Source organism: Mycobacterium sp. TH-M11 (genome assembly GCF_057473725.1).
On record NZ_JBYCLD010000315.1, the window covers coordinates 1 to 2,904 of the forward strand.

Below are 2,904 nucleotides of genomic sequence, written 5' to 3' on the forward strand. Positions count from 1 at the left end.
ACCTCGCCCAGGCCGAGCCCGCGCATGACCTCGCCGATGCCGACCGGCGGCAGGTAGGTCGGGGTGTCGTTGATCCACCCGCGGTTCGTGGGGTCCAACGAGATCCAGTCGACGCGCACCAGCGCCTCGCCGTCGCCGATGTTCGGCATCGGCTCCTCGCTGAGCTCGAAGGTGTTGGCGTCGATACGTCCGGTGGGGCGCTGACGGAGAAGGAAGCGGCGGTTATGTTTGGCCATGAGGTACAAGGTAGCGCCGACGGCGAACGGTCGTAAGGCGCTGGCGCTTCGGGCCGGCGGCGGCCGCGGTCGAGGCTGCGGGACAGCTCGGTTTTCGCTGCCCGACAGCTTCTGGAGCCTCTGCTAGGGTGCTGTGCCTATGCCGGAGATGGATCGTCGCAGTTGGCTGTTGCTGACGGGGTTCGGCGTACTGTCCGCCGCGGTGCCCGCACCACGGGCAGGTGCCTCTCCGCGACCGCCGGCCGCCCCGTCGGGTGGCTACATCTTCTCCGACAACTTCGATGGGCCGGCCGGTTCGGCCCCCGATCCGTCGAAATGGGCGGTCGCCACGGCGCGCGAAACCATCAAAGATCCGACGCACTGGGAGCTACCGGAAAATATCGGCCAATACCGCGACGATCGCCGCAATGTGTTTGTCGACGGCAAATCCAACCTGGTCCTTCGAGCCGCGAAGGATGGACCCACCTTTTACGGCGGCAAGGTGCAAAGCCGCTGGCGAGGCGGCGTCGGCCATACCTGGGAGGCGCGGATCAAGCTGGACTGCCTGACCGCCGGCGCGTGGCCTGCCTACTGGCTGGGAAACGACGATCAAGGCGAAATCGACATTCTCGAGTGGTACGGCAACGGCAGCTGGCCGTCCGCCACCACCGTGCACGCCAAAGCCAACGGCGGTGAATGGAAGACCCAGAACATCTCCGTCGACAGCGCCTGGCACACCTGGCGGTGCCAATGGGATGCGACCGGCATGCGGTTTTGGAAGGACTACGTCGACGGCGCCGCGCCCTACTTCTCCGTTTCCGCGGATTCGCTGCCGGACTGGCCGTTCAACGGCCGCGGTTACACGGTCTATCCGGTGTTCAACCTCGCGGTCGCCGGCTCCGGCGGTGGCGATCCCGGCGGGGGTACCTACCCCGCGCAGATGCTGGTCGATTGGATTCGGGTTTGGTGAGCCGGACGCACCTGACGAGGCCCGTAGGTCTACCCCGTCAAGTGCGAAGCGTCAGAAGTTGCTGCAGGTAAGGGCAACCTGGTTGATCATGGGCAGGTACTGGTTTGCCTGCGCGGGGAACTGCGCCTCGGCCTGCTGGGCCATCTGGATGCGTTGAGGCGGCGCCGAGGCGAGGTAGCGCTGCAGGAAGCCGCTGGCCAAGCCCGAGTTGCGGAGCTTGGTGCCCGCACCCGGCTGTTGCGCGTCGAGAGCCGCGATGACCTGCGGATAGCTGCATGTGGTGTTGATTGCCGCCGGCGACAGTTCGTCCGCGGACGCGATCCCCGCGCCGAACAGCGCCGACACTGCCAAACCCCCAGCGAAAACAGCCAGTTTGTTCATCGAACGCGTGACCATATGAGGAACACCTTCCGGATTACGAAATCGCCGAAACTCGACGCCGAGATTTTTCAGCTTACCCGAAGTATTCGAGGGCCCGGTTTGTCAAAGATGGATCACATCAACCTCATAGGCCACACTTAGCGGTCTGGATTTTAAGTTCGTCGGGGGCCGGGAGTTGCGTTCCCCGCGGCGAGATCGACGTTTTGGCGGCCTGCTACTCGCACTTTGCCGCCATAACGTCGATGTCGGCGCGCAAAGGCGATCATGGCGTACCCCCGACGAACTTACGAGCGAGACCACTTAGCCTTCCGTCGCGCAGGTACTTTTTGGCTATGGTCGAGCACCCGATCCGAAATGCGGCAGTCGACTTTTACCGCGTGACGGGCGTGATCTTGATCGTCCTCGGGCACTGGCTGGCCGCTTCGGTCACCTACCGCGACGGATCTTTCGGTCGGCAGAATCCGTTGCTGGATCAGCCATGGACGCAGTGGCTCACCTGGCTGTTCCAAGCCGTTCCCACGTTCTTCCTGGTTGCCGGCTACGCCGCTGCGGTGTCCTGGAGCCACCGGCGAGCCAACGACGAAATGTCACGCCAGGGCTGGTTGCGGCGCCGATTTGCCCGCGTGCTCGGGCCGTCGACGGTGTACGTCGTGCTGGTATCGACGTGCGTGGTGGTGCTGCAAAGCATGCGCGCGACGGGGTCGATCCTCGAGTACGCGGGCTGGGCGGTGGCCATGCATCTCTGGTTTCTCGCCGTCTACCTGGTCGTGGTGTCGTTCACGCCGATAGCTGTGGCAGCACATCGCCGTTGGGGACTTCTCGTGCCCGCGACGCTCGCCGCGGGTGTGGCCGTCTTGGACGTCGCGTCACTCGCCGGCCACGTCCGTCATCTGGGTTGGCTGAATTACCTGATGTGCTGGGGGTTGCTCTATCAACTCGGAATCGTCTGGCAGAGCGGCTTGTTGGCGGGTCGTCGAGCTGTGATGCTGGCCGCGGGCGCGGCGGGTGCGCTGTGGCTGCTGCTCTGGCTCGGTCCCTATCCGGTCAGCATGATCGGCGTTCCCGGTCAAGCAGTGCAGAACACTGCGCCGCCCTCGATGGCCATGGTGGCGTTCGGATGCGCACAGGCCGGCCTGGTGATCAGCCTGGCGCCGACGGTCAACCGCCTGCTGCGCGCGGACGCGATTCGACGTGTGCTGTCGCGAGCGAACACGAACGTGATGGCCCTGTACCTATGGCACATGATCCCCGTGGTCGTCGTGGCAATCGTCGGCTACCCGGCGGGGCTGTTGCCGCAGCCGGTCGAGGGCAGCGTCGCGTGGTGGCTGGGCCGGTTGG

At 65.1% G+C, this 2,904-nt stretch carries 3 protein-coding genes and 1 pseudogene; 2 read left to right on the forward strand and 2 right to left on the reverse strand.

All coding sequences use genetic code 11. The features are described 5' to 3' along the window. Window positions 1-236, reverse strand: a pseudogene (locus AC2VOG_RS12945) (NADP-dependent oxidoreductase); the annotation flags it as partial. 139 nt (window positions 237-375) lie between these two features. Between AC2VOG_RS12945 and AC2VOG_RS12950 the strand changes: the two are divergent. After that, entirely contained in the window at window positions 376-1,185 is an 810-nt protein-coding gene (locus AC2VOG_RS12950) for a glycoside hydrolase family 16 protein (protein WP_486940300.1), read from the forward strand. Window positions 1,186-1,236: 51 nt separating this feature from the next. On the opposite strand, the gene AC2VOG_RS12955 is transcribed toward AC2VOG_RS12950, so the two are convergent. Then, window positions 1,237-1,530 carry a hemophore-related protein gene (locus AC2VOG_RS12955; protein WP_486940301.1) on the reverse strand — a complete coding sequence of 98 codons (294 nt, stop codon included), beginning with the start codon at window positions 1,528-1,530 and terminating at the stop codon, window positions 1,237-1,239. A gap of 368 nt (window positions 1,531-1,898) precedes the next feature. Here AC2VOG_RS12955 and AC2VOG_RS12960 point away from each other — a divergent pair. Continuing rightward, window positions 1,899-2,904, forward strand: a 1,006-nt coding sequence (locus AC2VOG_RS12960; RefSeq protein WP_486940302.1) for an acyltransferase family protein, incomplete at its 3' end; no start/stop codon positions are given.